This is a genomic window from Pseudovibrio sp. W74 (assembly GCF_001623085.1).
Taxonomy (GTDB): Bacteria; Pseudomonadota; Alphaproteobacteria; order Rhizobiales; family Stappiaceae; genus Pseudovibrio.
Window position 1 is genome coordinate 275,888 of sequence record NZ_LMCJ01000017.1, and the last position, 18,831, is coordinate 294,718.

Consider the following 18,831-nt stretch of genomic DNA (forward strand, 5'->3'; position numbering starts at 1 on the left):
GGGCATTTCAGATGTCTCTACTACTCGATAAACTGAACTTCTTCGCAAAACAGGACACTGGTACCTTTGCAAACGGGCACGGTGTTACAACCAATGAGAACCGAAACTGGGAAGACAGCTATCGAAAGCGATGGCAATACGACAAAATCGTACGCTCGACCCATGGTGTGAACTGCACTGGTTCCTGTTCCTGGAAGATCTATGTCAAAGGCGGGATTGTCACCTGGGAAACCCAGCAGACGGATTATCCGCGTACGCGCCCGGACCTGCCAAACCATGAGCCACGGGGCTGTTCTCGTGGTGCCAGCTATAGTTGGTACATGTACTCCGCAAACCGGGTGAAGCATCCACTCATTCGCTCCCGCCTGCTCAAGTTATGGCGCAACGAGCGGACAGTGAAATCGCCGGTCGCTGCGTGGGCAGCCATTCAGGATGATCCCGCAAAGCGCGCAGATTACCTGAAAGTGCGCGGACACGGCGGTTTTGTGCGAGCCACTTGGGAAGAAGTCAACGAAATTATCGCAGCAGCAAATGCTTACACTGCGAAGAAATGGGGCCCTGACCGCGTTGTTGGCTTCTCGCCAATTCCGGCTATGTCCATGATTTCTTATGCAGCTGGAACCCGCTATCTGTCTTTGCTCGGTGGCACATGCATGTCGTTTTACGACTGGTACTGCGATTTGCCTCCTGCCTCACCACAAACATGGGGTGAGCAAACCGATGTGCCTGAATCCGCTGATTGGTACAATGCGGGCTTCCTGATGTTGTGGGGCTCCAACGTTCCACAAACGCGCACACCGGATGCGCACTTCTACACCGAGGTCCGCTACAAAGGCACCAAGTCAGTCGTGGTCTGTCCGGATTACTCGGAAGCGGCCAAGTTCTCGGATCTCTGGCTCCATCCAAAGCAAGGCACTGATGCTGCTCTGGCGATGGCCATGGGCCATGTCATCCTGCGTGAATACCATTTGGACAGGCAGGCAAAATACTTCGAAGATTACTGTCGTAAGTACTCCGACATGCCGCTACTGGTTCGCCTCGTCAAAAAAGACGGCAAATACATCCCGGAACGCCTCCTGCGTGCTTCCGAATTTGCGGACAAGCTGGGGGAAGAAAACAATCCAGAATGGAAAACCGTCGCCCTGGACCACAAATCGAAGAAGATTGTGGTTCCGCATGGCTCCATCGGCTTTCGCTGGGGGGAGAAAGGCAAATGGAATCTTGAAGAAAGAGACGGCGCCGGCAAAGACACGGATCTCGCCATGTCTTTCATTGACAAAGCTGATCATGATGAAATCGCTGACGTGGCTTTCCCATACTTCGGCAATCGTGAGCATGACCACTTTGCGGGAACCAACCATGAAAGCGTAATGGTGCGCAAAGTCCCCGCAAAGAAAGTGAAGCTGGCGGAAGGTGAAGCGCTTGTAGCGTCCGTTTTCGACCTCTTCATTGCCAACTACGGTCTGGATCGTGGATTGGATGATCCAAACTCCGCCAAGTCCTATGATGAAGAGCTGCCTTATACCCCCGCATGGGCAGAAAAAATCACTGGCGTTCCCCAGGACCATATCATCACGACAGCCCGTGAGTTTGCGACCAATGCTGAAAAGACCAACGGACGCTCCATGGTCATCCTCGGTGCCGGGCTAAATCACTGGTACCACATGGATATGAACTACCGCGGCATCATCAATTTATTGGTGATGTGCGGCTGCGTCGGTCAATCCGGCGGTGGCTGGAGCCACTATGTTGGGCAAGAAAAACTCCGCCCGCAAACCGGGTGGACAGCACTCGCCTTTGCATTGGATTGGACACGCCCACCACGGCATATGAACTCAACATCCTTCTTCTATGCGCATACAGATCAATGGCGCTATGAAACGCTCAAGGTGGATGAGATCTTATCGCCAACCGCGCCCGATGGGGATTGGGATGCGTCGCTGATCGATTACAACATCCGTGCAGAGCGTATGGGGTGGTTGCCGTCAGCTCCACAACTTGAGGCCAACTCACTTCAGGTTGCTAAAGCGATAGAAGAGAGTGGCAAAGAAGCAAAAGACTATATTGCTCAGGAGCTAAAATCAGGCAGTCTCAAACTGTCCTGTGAAGACCCCGACAACGAGGCCAACTGGCCACGTAACTTGTTTGTCTGGCGCTCCAATCTGCTAGGCTCTTCCGGTAAAGGTCACGAATACTTCCTCCGTCATCTGCTCGGCACTGAGCATGGTGTGCTGGGCAAGGATCTGGGAGAGGAAGGCCGCCAGCGTGCGAAAGAAGCTGTCTGGCATGACAATGCACCGGAAGGCAAACTGGACCTGTTGGTCACGCTGGACTTCCGCATGTCAACGACAGCGGTCTATTCAGACATCGTACTGCCAACGGCCACATGGTATGAGAAAAACGACCTCAACACCTCGGATATGCACCCCTTCATTCATCCCCTCTCCAGTGCTGCTGATCCTGCATGGGAAGCCCGCAGTGACTGGGAGATCTTCAAGGGTATTGCCAAGTCCTTCTCTGAGGTCTCACAAGAAGTTCTCGGCAAGGAAAAAGACGTCGTCCTTGTCCCGATCCTGCACGACACAGCTGGTGAAATCGCCCAGCCATTCGACGTAGCGGATTGGAAGAAGGGTGATATTGAACCGCAACCCGGCAAGACTATGCCAAACGTTGTTGTTGTCGAACGAGACTATCCAAACATCTACAAGCGCTTCACGGCTCTTGGCCCACTGATGAGCAAACTAGGCAACGGTGGCAAAGGCATCAGCTGGAACACCGAACACGAGGTAGACCTCCTCAAAGGCCTAAATGGTGAGGTATTGGAAGACGGGCCAACCAAAGGCTTGGCTAAGATCGAAACGGATATTGATGCAAGTGAGGTTGTCCTGTCTCTGGCCCCGGAAACCAATGGTGAAGTGGCTGTCAAAGCATGGGCTGCTCTCTCTGAGTTTACTGGCAGAGACCACACCCATCTGGCACTGCCGAAAGAAGAAGAGAAAATCCGCTTCCGCGATATCGTCGCTCAGCCACGAAAGATCATCTCTTCGCCGACATGGTCCGGCATTGAATCTGAGCATGTTTGCTACAACGCAGGCTACACCAACGTGCATGAGCTGATCCCGTGGCGAACGATCTCCGGTCGTCAGCAACTCTATCAGGATCACCTCTGGATGCGTGCATTTGGCGAAGGCTTCTGCGTGTACAGGCCGCCGATAGACACCAAAGGCGTCAAACCGGTGATCGACGATAAATCTCTCGGCAGAAAGCAGTTGGTCCTTAACTTCATCACCCCGCACCAGAAGTGGGGCATCCACTCCACATACACCGACAACCTGTTGATGCTCACGCTCAACCGTGGTGGTCCGGTGGTTTGGATCTCAGAGGTTGATGCGCAAAAAGCTGACATTGAAGACAATGACTGGGTCGAAGTCTTCAACATCAACGGTGCGCTTGTGGCGCGTGCGGTGGTCTCTCAGCGCATGAAGGAAGGCACGATCTACATGTATCACGCTCAGGAAAAGATCGTGAATACACCGGGATCAGAGCTCACCGGACAACGCGGCGGTATCCATAACTCGGTGACCAGAACCGTCACCAAACCAACACATATGATTGGTGGGTACGCGCAGCAATCCTACGGCTTCAACTACTATGGAACGGTTGGCTCCAACCGCGATGAGTTCGTTGTGGTTCACAAACTGGAAAAAGTGAACTGGATGGAAGAACCACTGGATGACAGTGGTCAGGAGGCAGCAGAATGAAAGTCCGCGCTCAAGTCGGAATGGTGCTGAATCTGGATAAATGCATTGGCTGCCACACCTGTTCAGTGACCTGTAAAAACGTTTGGACCAACCGAGAAGGCGTTGAATACGCCTGGTTCAACAACGTGGAAACCAAACCCGGTATTGGTTATCCCAAAGACTGGGAAAACCAGAAGAAATGGAACGGTGGCTGGGTTCGCAAACGCAATGGCAAGATCATTCCCAAGATGGGTGCCAAATGGCGCATTCTGGCGAAGATCTTTGCTAACCCTGATCTGCCAGAAATTGACGACTACTACGAGCCGTTTGATTATGATTACGAGCATCTGCAGGGCGCTCCTGAAAGTGCTCAGTTCCCAACAGCCCGCCCAAAATCAGCGATCACCGGCGAGCGGATCGAAAAAATTGAATGGGGACCCAACTGGGAAGAAATTCTCGGTGGTGAGTTCTCCAAGCGCTCAAAAGATTACAACTTTGAGGGCATCGAGAAGGAAATCTATGGCGAGTTCGAAAATACTTTCATGATGTATCTGCCACGTCTGTGTGAGCACTGCCTCAACCCAACATGTGTTGCTGCGTGTCCATCAGGTGCCATCTACAAGCGTGAAGATGACGGTATCGTCCTGATCGATCAGGAAAAATGCCGTGGCTGGCGCATGTGCGTCTCTGGCTGTCCTTACAAGAAGATCTACTTCAACTGGTCCTCTGGCAAATCAGAAAAATGCATCTTCTGCTATCCACGCATCGAGTCAGGGCAGCCTACAGTCTGTTCAGAAACCTGTGTAGGCCGTATCCGATATCTGGGTGTCATCCTGTACGATGCGGATAAGATCGAAGAAGCTGCCTCAACCAAGGATGAGAAGGACCTCTACGAAGAGCAACTGAAGGTCTTCCTTGATCCGCATGACCCAAAGGTAATCGAACAGGCCCGTAAAGATGGTGTTCCAGAGGATTGGCTCAAGGCTGCCAAGGCATCGCCGATCTATAAGATGGCAATCGACTGGAAAGTAGCCTTCCCACTTCACCCGGAATACCGCACACTTCCGATGGTTTGGTACATTCCACCTCTCTCCCCAATCCAATCGGCCGCAGAAGCTGGTAAGATCGGCTGGGATGGTGACCTGCCGGATGTCCGGAGCATGCGTATTCCGGTCCGTTACCTCTCCAACCTCCTCACAGCAGGCAAAGACGAGCCTGTCGTCACGGCGTTGGAGCGGATGCTCGCCATGCGCTCCTACATGCGCTCCAAGTCAGTTGATGGCGTAGTCAACGAAGCTATTGCTGAACGAGTGGGTCTGACTTCTGAGTTGATTGAAGACATGTACAAGATCATGGCGATAGCCAACTATGAGGATCGCTTCGTCATCCCAACCACACACCGTGAAGTGTCCGAGGATGCCTACGATGTCCGCGGCTCCTGCGGCTTCTCCTTCGGCAATGGTTGCTCTGGCGGCAGTGATGGAACTGACCTGTTCGGTGGTTCCCGCAAGAAAACTGTCGAAACCCCAACGGATATATTTAAGGAGATGCGCGGATGATCGTCTCCTTAAAAATCCTCTCGCTCTTGCTCAACTACCCGACGCAAGAACTGCTAGATGACCTGCCAGCACTGAAAAAAGCAGTAAACTCAGATCGCTTGCTTTCTGCAAAAGGCCAGAAAATGATCTGCACTCTTTGCGATGATCTGGCTGGTAAAGATCTCTATGAGGTGCAGGAGCGATACGTGTTCCTGTTTGATCGGACCCGCTCACATTCACTACACCTGTTTGAGCATGTGCATGGTGAGAGCAGAGACCGCGGTCAAGCTCTTGTCGATCTGCGTGAGATGTACCTGACAAACGGTTTCGCGGTAGAGACCACGGAACTACCGGACTACATCCCATTGTTCCTCGAATATCTGGCGCATCAGCCGTTTACAGAGGCACAGGAACTGCTTGGCCAGACTGCGCATATCTTTGAGGCCCTTCGTTTGCGTCTCAAAAAGAAGGGCTCAATCTACGCCAATGCGTTTGGGGCTGTTGCTGAAATCAGCAAAGCGGCACCGTCCAAGGAGCTCCTTTCCAATATTCTTGCAGAGCCCGAAGATGATCCAAATGATCTCGAAGCCATGGATCGCATTTGGCAGGAAGAGGTCGTCAAGTTTGGTGGCAATGCAGGAGAGGGCAGTTGCGGCCCTGATCGCTTAAGAATGCAAATGAGAGCTGCGGACAGACGCCCGCCTGATGCCACGACCCAGAACATTCAAGGGGAGAACTAGAAATGTCTGGCTTCTTCAACACGTTGTTCTTCGGAATATATCCATACATCGCCCTCTCTGTTTTGATTGTAGGCACAATCATTCGTTATGACCGTGAGCCTTATAGTTGGCGTGCTGGTTCAAGCCAGCTCCTGTGCCGCAAGCAGTTGGTCTGGGGTTCAGTGCTCTTTCATGTAGGCGTGCTGATCATCTTCTTTGGCCACTTGGTTGGATTGCTGACCCCAATAGTCCTGTTCGATCTGGTGGGTATCAGTCACGGTGCTAAGCAGGTTCTTGCTGTCGTCGTCGGCGGTATTGCTGGCCTGATGGCGATTGTTGGTGCAGGGATGCTCATTCATCGTCGCTTGTATGATGCGCGTGTACGAGCAGTCTCCAGCACAATGGACACCTTCATTATATGTCTGCTGGGCTTCCAGTTGCTTCTGGGGCTTGGAACTATACCTGTTTCCCTCATGCATCTGGACGGTGAGGAAATGGTCAAATTCATGAGCTGGGCACAAGGCATCTTCACATTCCGTGGGGATGCAGCAAACTATGTCGTTGATGCCTCATGGATCTTCAAATTGCACCTGTTCGTGGGGTTGACGATCTTGCTCATCTTCCCGTTCACACGCTTGGTGCATATGCTCAGCGTCCCGGCAAGATACTTGTGGCGTCCTGGTTACCAGATCGTGCGTGAGCGCAACTCCACCAATTCACGCCATCCTGCTGAGTGAGGTGAAATGGCTAATCTCTACACCAACCCAAACTTGAGTGAAGGTGCTCAGGCAGATGCGGATCTGCCGAGCACTAAGGTGCCTCCCAAAAGCAAACCGATCATCACCGATGTATCGGTCAACGGGGTCCAAATCTCAGAGCAAAACATTCTGGCAGAAGCCCAAAACCATCCGGCTGAGAACCCAGGTCAGGCAGTGCAAGCTGCTGCGAGAGCGTTAGTCGTCCGCGAACTGTTGTTGCAGCAAGCCAAGGCCTTGAACATTGAGGCTGCACCAGAACAGATGGATGACGGGAGTGAGACACCTGAAGATGCGGCGATCAGAGAACTGATTGAGCAGGAGGTCGAGATCCCGACAGCTTCCAAGGATGAGTGCCAGCGTTACTACGAAAACAACAGGACCCGCTTCAGTTCAGAGCCAATCTATGAAGCCAGCCATATCCTGTTTGCAGCTGGGCCAGATCAACACACTGCCCGCAGCATAGCCAAAGCTTGGGCCCACGATGTCATCAAACTGCTTCAGGATAAACCAGAGGCCTTTGCTGATCTGGCGTTGGATTACTCCGCTTGCCCTTCTAAGGAAACTGGCGGAAATCTGGGTCAGCTGACAAAGGGCAGCACAGTCCCCGAGTTCGAAAAAGCACTTCAGTCCATGCGATCTGGTCAGCTGAGCGAGCAGCCGGTTGAGACTAAGTTCGGCTATCACATCATTTTCCTGAACAGGAAGATCGAAGGGAATATCTTGCCATTCGAGCATGTTGAGGAAACCATCAGAGCATGGTTGGAAGCCGCAAGCTGGTCTAAAGCAGTGTCTCAATACATCACTATCCTGGCAGGGTCTGCTGAGATAAAAGGTATTGCTTTACTTGGTTCTGACAGCCCGTTGGTTCAGTAAAATTGTAAGTACTTAACGACGAGTACCTGCTCTTTTATCGATAAACTTGGATAAGCAGTAAGCTATTGATCTCTGGTATTTTCTCCTTCCTTAAATGTGATTAGGGTTATTTCCGGAGTTCTTCCCGTGATGTTCTCGGGATCCTGTGTTCTGGAGAAAAACAATGTCGAAACTGAACTGGGGCTTTCTCGGAACAAGCTTCATCTCGCTGACAATGGCAGACGCTATACAAGCGGAAGGATCGACGCGGATACATTCCGTGGCAGGCCGGTCAGAAGTGCCTCTGAAAGTCTTCGCAGAAAAGTACGATGTTGAGCATACCTTTGATGATTTCAACGAGCTGATTGAAGACGAAGCCGTTGATATCATTTACATCGCTCTCCCAAACCACATTCACCACGAGTACGTGGTCAAGGCAGCAAATGCGGGGAAAGCAATCCTCTGCGAAAAGTCGCTGTCTATCGACATGGATAAAACCGATCAGGCGCTGAAAGCGGTTGCCGAGAACGGTGTATTCTTCGTGGAAGGGTTGATGTATCTGAACCACCCGTTTGCAGCTGCTATTCGCGATGTGGTTGCCTCTGGGGAGTTGGGTGAGATCCAGTCGATTACAGCTCAGTACTGCGCGTCAATTGCCAGGTTCGTGAACCCACACAGCAAGGGGGCACTTTATAACCTTGGTTGCTATCCGACCTCGCTGATGCATCTTTTGTTACAGACTGCATTCCCGACCCATATCTTTGATAATTATAACATATCGGCAATGGGCCGTCGTGGTGCTGATGGGAACATCTGCGAGTCAGCAGCAACGTTGCGGTTGAATAACGGTGTTGTTTGCCAGCTTCACACGGCGGAAGACTACGGTCTGCATGCTGGTTTCACAGTGCTTGGCTCCAAGGCAAGTCTGGTGTTGAATTCCAACCCATGGCTACCGGAAGCTGAGGGGAATATCTACACAGTTACCCCATACGAAAAGCCGGGCGACACGCGCACAGTTACGGCAGACGGCAACGCCTTTATTTATCAGGTCAGAGCGATCCGCGAAGCGATCGAAGCTGGCAACAAGGCGCTGGAAAGTCCGGCTCCGAGTGTTGAGGACAGCCGTCAGATCATGCAGATTCTGACTGACTGGGAAGCTGCAACCGTGACTGCCTAAGCGACATGATATTGCAATGTGAGGGGTGCGATTGCACTCCTCTGTGCAGCCTGCGAGGGGTGCCAAAATACTCGCAACTACAACAATTCCCAAATTTTTCTCAGTGATCCGTTGAGGCTCGTATTGCCTGCTCCATGAGCAGCAAGCGTCAATTCCTGCATAAAATCAGCTTGCTACGTGGATGCAATTTAGGCAGTCAGAGCAAAAATTAGACGTTGTGTGCTATTTTTCAATCCATGGAAAATATTGCAAAATAATATTGATTGAAATTATTTGACCGAAAAGTAAAATTTCATAATGTTGCTTCGATTCGAGTGTTTTGTCGTCATTTAGCTCAATCCACAGCTATATAGTGGTCCAATAATATTTATACAGTCGATAAATAGCTGAATACCATAAGAAAAGTACTGTGTGATCTGCATTAATTTACGGGCCGTCACGCAAAAAATACTTCTGAGGCATCTAGTCATTAGCCGCTTTGTCTCGTATACAGCCATTTTTAATGCCTTCGTCCTGCTCAGGACCTTTTCACTTAAAATGCGAGATAGGGCAGATTGCGGCTGCAGTCTGATCTGCAGCCCTGCACAATTATTGATTTCAGGGGGTGTGCATGTTTGCGACACGTTTGAACGGTTTGGTGAGACGCCATGTTCTCGCAGCCGTAGCTGCTTTTGCGGCCATAATCGCGGTTTATTCTCCAGCAAAAGTTTTAGCTGCCGAACCTCTCAAGGTTGCAGCGATTTACACCGTTCCTGTTGAGCAACAATGGGTTGGCCGCATCCACCAAGCGCTCAATGCAGCGGCGGAGCGTGGTGACATCACCTACGTCTACTCCGAGAACACAGCCAACACCGACTATGAGCGCGTTATGCGTGAGTACGCCGAAGCTGGTCATCAGCTCATTGTTGGCGAGGCGTTTGCAGTAGAACGCGCAGCGCGCAACGTGGCTGCAGAATACCCGGAAACAGCTTTCCTCATGGGCTCGTCCTTCCCGGCAGCTGAGCCAAACTTCGCGGTATTCGACAACTTCATTCACGAACCATCCTACCTGTCCGGTATGATCGCAGGTGCGAAGTCCAAGTCTGGAAAAATCGGCATGATCGGCGGCTTTGCTATTCCGGAAGTGAACCGTCTCATGCACGCATTCATGAATGGTGCTAAGGCAACCAATCCAGAGGTGACTTTCACAGTCAACTTCATCAACTCCTGGTATGATCCGCCAAAAGCGAAAGAAACCGCTTACGCCATGATCGATGCTGGCGCGGATGTTTTGTATGCAGAACGCTTCGGTGTGTCTGATGCGGCTATGGAAAAAGGCATCTTCGCGATTGGCAATGTGATCGACACCGCTGCTGACTATCCAAACACCATCCTTGCCTCTGCCATCTGGCATATGGAGCCAACAATCGACACTGCGATTGCGGCTGTAAAGGCGAATAACTTCAAGGCTGAAGACTACGGCAAGTACTCCTTCATGGGCCATGCTGGTGGTTCGCTGGTGGTTGATGAAACGCTGGTGGATGCAGAGCTGCTTGGTAAGGTCAAAGCTGTCGAAGCAAGCATTCTGGATGGGTCCTTTACCGTTGAGATCAACGACGAAGAGCCAAAATCCTCCAATTAACGCTGATCGGGTCGGGGGGATATCCCGGCCCGTCTTCTCCGCCTGCTACGCGCATAACCTCGTCAGTCCAAGGGTATCCCATGCCAGAAACTGAGAGCGGGCATCCGCTTTTATCTCTTCAAAACATAACCAAGACCTTCGGTGATCTGGTTGCCAATGGAAACGTCAATCTGGACCTGCATGCCGGGGAAATCGTTGCGTTGCTGGGTGAGAACGGAGCGGGGAAAACCACGCTCATGAATATCCTGTTCGGTCATTATGTGGCTGATCAAGGACGTGTCATGGTACGCCACTCCTCCGGTATTTTGGTAGATTTGGAGCCCGGTGCTCCTCAGGCGGCCCTTGAAGCGGGGATAGGTATGGTTCATCAGCACTTCACGCTGGCTGAGAACCTGACGGGTCTTGAGAACATCGTTTTGGGCACTGAGAGCCTGTTTTCACGCCGCTTCAGCCGCTCCAAAGCGCGGGCAAAACTGCAGGAGCTGATGCAGAGCTCCGGCCTAGAAGTTGATCTGGATCTGCGCGTCTCCAAGCTCGCTGTTGGTGAAAGACAGCGTGTCGAAATCCTCAAAGCGCTCTACCGCGACGCCCGCATTCTGGTGCTGGACGAACCCACAGCGGTTCTCACACCTCAGGAATCCGACAGTCTTTTCAAAACCTTGAAGCTGCTCGCCGCCAAAGGCATGGCGATCATCTTCATCTCCCACAAGATGGCCGAGGTGCTGGGCGCGTCTGATCGTGTTGCGGTTCTCAGAGGAGGCCGGATGGTTGCTGACCTGCCGACATCGCAGTGTGATCGCCACCAATTGGCTGAGGTGATGGTCGGGCATTCCGTCCAAACCGCAGAACGCAAACCCGGCTATCCGGAAGACGAAGCGCTGGTTTTTGCCGGTGTCAGCGCTGGGGATGGCCGCGAGCAGATCGAGAACGTCAATCTCGCCCTCCGTAAGGGGGAAATCATCGGCCTCGCAGGCGTCTCCGGCAACGGCCAAAGCACGCTGGCTAAGGTCATCTCAGGACTGGAAATCCCTACCTCTGGCTCCGTCCTGCTCAACGGCAAACCGCTCAAGGCCAGTGCTGCGGCTGCCATCAAATCCGGCGTCGCCCGCATCCCGGAAGACCGTCACCACGACGGCATCGTTGGCGCCATGTCGGTAGAGGAAAACCTCGTTCTGGAGGAAATTCGTGGGGCCGCCTACCAACGCTTCGGCCTTCTTCGCTTCAACGAAATTCGCAAGCGCGCTCAGGAGGCTATCAAGGCCTATGACATCCGTTGTTCTGGCCCGCTTGCTGTCTCCCGTTTGCTTTCCGGCGGGAACATCCAAAAAATCGTCCTCGCCAGAACGCTGGATCAGCAACCTGATATCGTCCTTGCCGCCCAGCCCTCCCGCGGGTTGGATGTTGGCGCAACGGCTGATGTGCACCGCCGCCTGCAAGAGGCGCGAGACAGAGGCGCTGGTGTCCTTCTCATCTCTGAAGATCTGGACGAACTCTTCCAGTTATCCGACAGGATTGCCGTGATCCATCGCGGGCATATCTGCGAGCCAATGGAGACGGAAAAGTTGGATAAGAAACAGGTTGGCCTGATGATGGCAGGACATTCCGCAAAAGGGGAACAAGCAGCATGATCCGGTTTGAACCTCGTACCAATGTTTCTTCGCTCTTCGCGTTTGCCCTGCCAATTATCGCAGGAATCACCGCGCTCGTGCTTGCCGCGATCCCCATTGCAGCAGCAGGGGGAGAAGTTTTCGCCGCCTACGGGCACACCTTCAAAGGCGCATTCGGCTCCAAGTTCGCATTCTCTGAGCTTTTGGCCCGCGCAACCCCACTCATTTTCACGGGTCTGGCAGTAAGTGTCGCCTTTCGTGCCAAACTCTGGAACATTGGCGCAGAAGGCCAGCTCTATGTGGGCGCACTCGCAGCAGTAGCCATCGGCACCGGCGCAATCTCCGCGCCCGCCTACATTATGATCCCGCTGATTATACTGGCAGGCATGATTGCTGGCGGCATCTTGATGCTCGTCCCAACTCTGCTGAAAACAAAGCTGGGCGCGGATGAAGTGGTCACCACACTGCTACTCAACTTCGTCGTGCTGCTGTTTGTGCAGATGATGCTGGAAGGGCCAATGAAAGATCCCATGGGTATGGGCTGGCCACAGTCAGAACCCATGACCAGCGCCGCCACACTGCCCAAGATGTTCGCCCGCATGCGCATCCACTGGGGCCTCGTGATCGCACTGGCATCAGCCCTGATCATCTACATCATGATGAAGCGCAGCGTCTGGGGTTTTGAAATCAGGGCTACGGGAGAAAATGTCTCCGCCGCAAAACATGCTGGCATTCCGGTCACCTCCACGTTCATCAAAGTCGGCCTGATCTCCGGCGCATTAGCAGGCCTTGCCGGTGTCAGCGAAGTGGCTGGCCTCAAAGGGTATTTGACTGCCGATATCTCTCCGGGCTTCGGCTACACCGGCGTCGTGGTCGCCATGCTTGCAGGCCTCTCACCCGTTGGTGTGGTTGTGGCTGCTGTCTTCATCGCCGCAGTCTTTGTGGGGGCAGATAGCATGAGCCGCGCCATGGGCGTTTCCAGCTACATTGCTGATCTTGTGGTCGCCATGTCTTTGATCTGCGTATTGATTTCCAGCCTCTTTGTGCGCTTCAAAATCCGCTTTGTCAGGCCCAAAAAGACACCACTTGTCGCCAAAGGGGAGGCATAAGACATGGAATATATTGATATTCTTCTCTCCGCAAATTTCTGGGCTGCTGCCATCCGCATCGCAACCCCGCTCATCTTTGGTGTATTAGGTGCCTTGGTCTGCGAGCGGGCAGGGGTGCTCAACCTCGGTATTGAGGGCATCTTCGTGGTTGGCGCCATGTGTGGCTGGATGGCTGTTTGGCTCGGAGCTGGCCTCTGGGGCGGCATCCTCGTCGCAGCACTGGCTGGGGCATTTTTCGGCTTGCTCCACGGCATCCTCACGGTGCCGCTGGGCTTGTCTCAGCACGTGTCTGGCCTTGGCATAACTATGTTTGCAACCTCGGTCAGCTACTTCACCTACCGCACAGCTCTGCCAAAAGTGTCTAGTCCACCACGGATCGAGGCATTCCAGCCGCTTGATATTCCGGTTCTTTCAGACCTGCCTTTTATTGGCCCAGCCCTCTTCCAGCAAACATCCATGACCTTTCTGGCACTCGCCATGGTCTTGCTGGTCAGCTACGTGCTCTATCGCACCCCGCTGGGTCTCGCCATCCGCGCCGTGGGTGACAATCCATCCGCTGTTGAAGCACAAGGCCTCTCGGTCTTTGCGCTACGTATCGGGGCGATCATGGCCGGGTCTGCGTTGATGGCGCTGGGCGGTGCCTTCCTCACCATGTCCGCCTTTGATGCCTTCTTCTTCGGCATGATCAACGGACGCGGCTGGATCTGCATTGCACTGGTGGTGTTTGCAAGTTGGAGACCGGGCAAGGCTTTGCTGGGTGCACTGCTGTTTGGCGCGTTTGATGCCTTCCAGATCCGCCTGCAAAACGAGGTCGGCGCGGTGATCCCATCGCAGGTCTTCCTGATGATCCCGTATCTGCTATCCATCGTGGCGCTGGTGCTTGTGGCTCGCAAGGCAGACTACCCGCGCGCCCTGCTGCAACCTTATTTCCGTGGTCAGCGTTAAGCTGGAAAAGCAAGAAAGGCACCACTCATGTCTCTGGATCTCCTTGTCCAAAACGCAGTTCTGACCACTGGCGAAGCTGGTGTAGATGTCGCGGTGAAAAACGGCACAATCACCGCGATTGAAAAGGGCATCACCGCAGAAGCGGAGCGTGTGATTGATGCTCAGGGCCAGCTGGTCTCAGCGCCATTTGTTGACCCGCATTTCCATATGGATGCCACCCTTTCCCTCGGTTTGCCAAGAATGAACGAGAGCGGCACCTTGCTGGAAGGCATCAGCCTTTGGGGAGAGCTGAAACCGTTATTGACCATTGATGCGGTTGTCGAACGTGCTCTGCGCTATTGCGATCTGGCAGTCTCGCAAGGCCTGCTGGCTATCAGAAGCCACGTAGATGTGTGTGATGATCGTTTGCTCGGCGTGGAAGCTCTGCTGGATGTGAAGCAACGCATTGCGCCTTATATCGATTTGCAGCTGGTCGCCTTTCCGCAGGATGGCTTCTACCGTTCACCAACGGCGGAAAACAACCTGCTCCGCGCACTGGATATGGGTGTAGATGTGGTCGGCGGCATCCCGCACTTTGAGCGCACTATGGAAGACGGTGCCCGCTCCGTGAAGGCCCTCATGGAAATTGCAGCACAACGCGGCCTGCGGGTGGACGTGCACTGCGATGAATCCGATGATCCTCTCTCACGCCACATTGAGACACTGACTTACGAGACCCAGCGCTTGGGCATGCAGGGCAGGGTGACAGGATCGCATCTCACCTCCATGCATTCCATGGACAATTATTACGTTTCCAAGCTGCTGCCTTTGATGGCGGAAGCCGATGTCTGTGCCATTGCCAACCCGTTGATCAACATCATGCTTCAGGGTCGTCACGACACCTACCCAAAACGCCGTGGCCAGACCCGCGTGCGCGAAATGCGCGAACTCGGCATCACGGTCGGCTTCGGTCATGACTGTGTGATGGATCCCTGGTACTCGCTGGGCAATGCAGACATGTTGGAAGTTGCCAGCATGGGCCTGCATGTAGGCCAGCTCTCCAGTCGTGATGACATCCGCTATTGCTATGAGGCAGTCACAACAAACTCCGCAAAGATCATGGGGCTGGAAGGTTACGGCGTCAAAGTCGGCGGCAACGCAGACTTCGTGTTGCTTCAGGCACAAGATGCCATTGAAGCCCTCCGCATGAAAGCAACCCGCCTCGCCGTGGTCCGCCGCGGCAAGGTCATCGCCGAAACTGCCCCACGCATCACCAACCTCTCTCTGGATGGCCGCCCAAAATCTGTGAATGCCGCGGATTACTCCCCAAGCAGCAACGCCTAAAACGGGGACAACCCCGCAAAACCGCGCTTGCGTTGCTATGTGCGTTCATTTGCGTTGATTGCGTTTTTCCTGCGTTCCTCCGTCCCGCAGCATTTTGCGGGGCGGAATAGACCCCTTTCAAAATAAGTTATCCCCCTGCACACCAGAGCTGGCTATGATGAACCTCTCTGATCAAGCAGGAGGGATGAGCGGTGGAACGCATTCCGGCCCAAAAGTGGTATCGCACTACGAAACTGGCAGATGACATTACGCTGATTGATGAGCCCTACATCAAGCAGTTCTACCGCTGCAACATCTGGCATGTGCGTGGACGCCACAAGGATCTGTTGATGGACAGCGGCATGGGCGTGGTCAGCCTGCGCGAGCATGTTGCGCTCACCGCTGAAAAGTCCGTCATGGCCGTTGCCAGTCACACCCACTTTGACCATATCGGCTGCCACCACGAATTCCCGCATCGCTTGATCCATATCGCAGAAGCTGACCTGTTGGCCCACCCAACCCGTCAAAACACGCTGGCTGATCCTTACGCAACTGACGACATCTTCGATGCGCTTCCGCCAGAGCCCTACAAGTCTTCCGAATACGCCGTTAAACCAGCCCCTGCCAGCCACCTGCTGGAAGATGGCGAAGTGCTCACCACCGGAGATCGAAACTTCGAGGTCATCCATACACCCGGCCATTCCCCTGGCGGTATCGCCTTATGGGAAAAAGCGACAGAAACCCTGATCGCAGGAGATATCGTCTATGACGGCCCACTGGTGACCGACTGCTACCATTCCAACATGGCGGATTACATCGCCAGTATGAAGCGTCTGTTAGACATCCCCGTCCGTACCATCCACGGCGGTCACTTCCCCAGCTTCGACGGCAAACGCCTCCACGAAATCATCTATGCCTTCCTGAAGGAGCATGACAAATAGTGCCAACTCCGTAGTCTTCCCTATAAAATCCAGTCATCTCCTGTGACGCTCAGAACAGCAACCTGCAAAGTCATTGCTTACTCTGGAAGGTGGGAGGGCAGTACGCCCGGGCCGCTGACATCATGGGAGTTGGACAATGACAGCGATTGGTTTGAACAGTTTTGTCTCCGCCGCACACACCATCCCGCAGGAGGGCAAGCTCACGGTTGCTGAGGGACAGGTGAAGACCCACTCCAGCACCGCAATCGCTGGCCGGCTCGTCACATGGGTCAAGCAACAGGCCGAAGGCGCTGAGCAAAAGCAAGTAGATCAGGGCGCCTTCCGTCTGGCGCTCACCAACCACTACGGCAAAACGCTGGGCGAGAAAGCCTATCAGGCCGCCTGTCGGGCTTGCGACCAGAATCCTGGCACAAGCCACAGCCTGACATCCCGGCAAGTGCAGGAAGGCGTCACCTTTGCAGAACATCAGGTGCTGAGAAACGAAAGCTCGGCAGTGCGCATCAAGGCCCTCTCTGAAGATGTGAAGCACAATCCGATCAACAATCTGGTTCAGAACAAGGCCCATCAGACGGTTCCTTCGTTCCAAAGTGAGATCATTGAGACCCCGGAGACAAACACCGAACTTCTCGCTGCTCGCGCAGATGGCAAATACACGGAGCGGAACCCCTTCCACGTAGAACGGGAACTGATGGCCCGCCTCAGCACAGAAATTGCCGGGAAGTATGATCCACTCCTGGCCGAAAATGCCACCTCCAAGGCTTGGGGCAATGAACTGCTGCAGAGTATCTACCGTAATGTGCTGCGAGACCAAAGACCTGTCGAGAAGGGGGAGGCTCTGAGAGTTTCCGAGACACCTCATCCGATGAAGATCGCCGTTGAGCGCTTTGAAAAGCAGGTCTGGAAATACGCAGAGCAAAGCTTCCTGCACTCTCTGCCAGAAAATGCAGAAGTCGCCATCCATGATCTGTCGCGACTGCTGAACTGGGAGAATTTCCCCACACTGGCCGAGCAGCACGGCGTCCCTGGCATTGGCTGGGACAGCGAGGCGACAGGCACCTACTTTGCAGCCAACATCCCGCCAATCCGCGATCTCGCTATTGAGCGGCTCATTGAGAAGCGGGAGGATGAGACGTTCCTGAGCTCCGTCACCGTCGAGAGTTTCAACGATATCATCGAGGATGCGTTGAGCGAGCTGAAATCACCACAACAAAAACACGCCAGCCCATCAACAGCCGACCACACCAGCCACACCACAAAGCACGTCCGCTGGGTCTAAGCCGATAAGCTCAGCCTGAGGAGCCCATCTCCTCAGGCATCCACGAGATGACATAGCGCGGCAGATCCGGAAACGGCCCTTCACCACGTTTCTCAGAGGAGAGCTGCTCAAACCGCCCCGCCTTGCCAAGCACCTCACACCCGCATTCCCAGTTCGCCAGCCAGATCCCCAAGGCCACCATGGCGTAGTACCGTGAATGCGTCGCCGCACAAAAATCCACCCGCCGTATCCGCGCATTCTCCGCAAGCATGACACCCCGTGTCGGCTGTGCATTATAGGAGGAGGGCGACCATTGGCACATCTCATAGCATCGCCCGAAATCCCGATAAGGCCGTGCGTTCGTGTTTAGCGGTTTGGTGAAACCAGTATCTGCAAAGAACAAGTCCTGCACATCCAGCCGATGCCGCTGTGTCTTCTGAATGAGGCGGATCGCCAGCGGGGTGTAGCGGGAGCGATACCCAAACCCGCAAACGCAGATGATGTGATCCTTCTCAGGATCAAACCGTTCACCCAGGTGCTTGATGATGCTCTTGTGGTCCGCTCCCGGCCCAATCCAGCAGGTTGCCAGCCCTTGCCGTGTGGCCTCAATCACCACCTTCTGCAAACTGCGCCCCACATCCACCACCGCCATCTCATGATACGCACGCGGTGCAATAGCCACCAAAAACTCATGCGTCCCAACAGCAGGCCAAACCACAAGCGGATTGTCGACATACTCAAAGCGAATGGGGTGAGGGCTCAGACAATGCTCTGGCCTGCTAGTCCGCTCTGCCAATGAAAGCACCATTTGGCGATGCTCTTCGCTCATCAACCGCTTTTGAAAGGACCGGCACGAGACCCGCGCCCGCAGCAACTCAAAGGCACCCAGATGCTCAAGGCTGGTTGGCAGTGGCTCTTCCGGGTGAAAGCTATACCGAACTGTAACCACATCGAAAATCAGATTGAGAAACAGCAGTCCAGCAAGAACAAGCGGCAGATCCACCAACAGAAATGGCCAGCACCCGACCAGCGCACCGATCCCAGCCAACACCAGCAACAGCACCACAGCCACCAGATTGGGCAGGTACTGCAGCCAGCTGGTCCACTGCAGCCACATCTTCACCCGCCACCACCACCTGGTTTCAAACCAGGCCTCGTTAGGGGTGCGCGTCTCTTGAGGAGGTGTTTCGTTCATGCACGTGTTCCGCAATCAGACCAGAGGAGGCTCACTGCAAAACATCTTAAGCGAGGCGTGTTCCTGAAACGT

The 18,831-nt window shown here is 53.9% G+C and carries 14 protein-coding genes; 13 read left to right on the forward strand and 1 reads right to left on the reverse strand.

What is annotated here, in order from left to right; all coding sequences use genetic code 11:
• Positions 1 to 11 precede the first annotated feature (11 nt).
• From PsW74_RS12645 to PsW74_RS12705, 13 genes are all read left to right on the forward strand, one after another.
• Entirely contained in the window at positions 12 to 3,761 is a 3,750-nt protein-coding gene (locus PsW74_RS12645) for a nitrate reductase subunit alpha (protein ID WP_063286551.1), read from the forward strand.
• Complete coding sequence (gene narH, locus PsW74_RS12650) at positions 3,758 to 5,299, forward strand: nitrate reductase subunit beta (protein WP_057461585.1); 1,542 nt, start codon at positions 3,758 to 3,760, stop codon at positions 5,297 to 5,299. The genes PsW74_RS12645 and narH overlap by 4 nt, the downstream gene beginning before the upstream one ends.
• Positions 5,296 to 6,018, forward strand: a complete 723-nt coding sequence (gene narJ, locus PsW74_RS12655; protein WP_063286552.1) for a nitrate reductase molybdenum cofactor assembly chaperone — start codon at positions 5,296 to 5,298, stop codon at positions 6,016 to 6,018. Before narH ends, narJ begins: the two co-directional genes overlap by 4 nt.
• A 2-nt stretch (positions 6,019 to 6,020) precedes the next feature.
• Positions 6,021 to 6,734, forward strand: a complete 714-nt coding sequence (gene narI, locus PsW74_RS12660; protein WP_063286553.1) for a respiratory nitrate reductase subunit gamma — start codon at positions 6,021 to 6,023, stop codon at positions 6,732 to 6,734.
• A gap of 6 nt (positions 6,735 to 6,740) precedes the next feature.
• Complete coding sequence (locus PsW74_RS12665; protein ID WP_063286554.1) at positions 6,741 to 7,628, forward strand: peptidylprolyl isomerase; 888 nt, start codon at positions 6,741 to 6,743, stop codon at positions 7,626 to 7,628.
• 163 nt (positions 7,629 to 7,791) lie between these two features.
• Positions 7,792 to 8,784, forward strand: coding sequence for a Gfo/Idh/MocA family oxidoreductase (locus PsW74_RS12670; protein WP_082830553.1), 993 nt, complete (start codon positions 7,792 to 7,794; stop codon positions 8,782 to 8,784).
• Positions 8,785 to 9,394: 610 nt separating this feature from the next.
• Positions 9,395 to 10,405: a BMP family protein gene (locus PsW74_RS12675; RefSeq protein ID WP_063286555.1), complete on the forward strand. Its 1,011-nt coding sequence runs from the start codon at positions 9,395 to 9,397 to the stop codon at positions 10,403 to 10,405.
• An 80-nt stretch (positions 10,406 to 10,485) separates the two neighbouring features.
• Complete coding sequence (locus PsW74_RS12680) at positions 10,486 to 12,033, forward strand: ABC transporter ATP-binding protein (protein ID WP_063286556.1); 1,548 nt, start codon at positions 10,486 to 10,488, stop codon at positions 12,031 to 12,033.
• Positions 12,030 to 13,121, forward strand: a complete 1,092-nt coding sequence (locus PsW74_RS12685) for an ABC transporter permease (RefSeq protein WP_063286557.1) — start codon at positions 12,030 to 12,032, stop codon at positions 13,119 to 13,121. The genes PsW74_RS12680 and PsW74_RS12685 overlap by 4 nt, the downstream gene beginning before the upstream one ends.
• Positions 13,122 to 13,124: 3 nt before the next feature.
• Positions 13,125 to 14,066 carry an ABC transporter permease gene (locus PsW74_RS12690; RefSeq protein WP_063286558.1) on the forward strand — a complete coding sequence of 314 codons (942 nt, stop codon included), beginning with the start codon at positions 13,125 to 13,127 and terminating at the stop codon, positions 14,064 to 14,066.
• A gap of 27 nt (positions 14,067 to 14,093) precedes the next feature.
• Positions 14,094 to 15,389 carry an amidohydrolase family protein gene (locus PsW74_RS12695; RefSeq protein ID WP_063305833.1) on the forward strand — a complete coding sequence of 432 codons (1,296 nt, stop codon included), beginning with the start codon at positions 14,094 to 14,096 and terminating at the stop codon, positions 15,387 to 15,389.
• A gap of 191 nt (positions 15,390 to 15,580) precedes the next feature.
• Positions 15,581 to 16,309, forward strand: coding sequence for an MBL fold metallo-hydrolase (locus tag PsW74_RS12700; RefSeq protein ID WP_063286560.1), 729 nt, complete (start codon positions 15,581 to 15,583; stop codon positions 16,307 to 16,309).
• A 136-nt stretch (positions 16,310 to 16,445) separates the two neighbouring features.
• A complete protein-coding gene (locus PsW74_RS12705) occupies positions 16,446 to 17,585 on the forward strand; it encodes a hypothetical protein (RefSeq protein WP_082830554.1) in 1,140 nt (379 codons plus the stop codon).
• A gap of 10 nt (positions 17,586 to 17,595) precedes the next feature.
• Here PsW74_RS12705 and PsW74_RS12710 read toward each other — a convergent pair whose 3' ends face one another.
• Positions 17,596 to 18,759, reverse strand: a complete 1,164-nt coding sequence (locus PsW74_RS12710) for a nitroreductase family protein (protein ID WP_063286561.1) — start codon at positions 18,757 to 18,759, stop codon at positions 17,596 to 17,598.
• Positions 18,760 to 18,831 lie beyond the last annotated feature (72 nt).